Genomic DNA, 337 nt, shown 5'->3' on the forward strand with positions numbered 1-337 from the left:
CGGGATCGTACCAGATCGGCGAGCTGAAGGCGCGATCCTGCACCGTCATCGGGATGTTGGCAGGCATATGGATGCCATAGAATTTGGCGTCATAGGCGGTCCAGCGTGGCTTGGGGATTTCCAGCACGCGCACATAATAGAAGGCGCGCTGGTTCGGGTCGAACGCCGGGTCGGTCCATACAGTGGCGAGTTCCGGCGCGCCGATGCTGTTTGTGTATGTCGCATTGGCGATATCGACCGTATTGCCCACAGGCGGCGCTTTTCCGGTCCTCGGATTGACCTTGCGGCCACCAGACAGCGCGACATCATATATCTTCTCATGCGCTTCGCCTTTCGC

1 protein-coding gene is annotated in these 337 nt (G+C 59.3%); it reads right to left on the minus strand.

The annotated features are described in order from the left end of the window. A partial coding sequence (locus WG907_RS18155; RefSeq protein WP_340235022.1) for a DUF3604 domain-containing protein occupies nucleotides 1-337 on the minus strand: 337 nt, incomplete at both ends.

Origin of the sequence: Sphingobium fluminis, from assembly GCF_037723805.1 — a bacterium.
GTDB lineage: Bacteria > Pseudomonadota > Alphaproteobacteria > Sphingomonadales > Sphingomonadaceae > Sphingobium.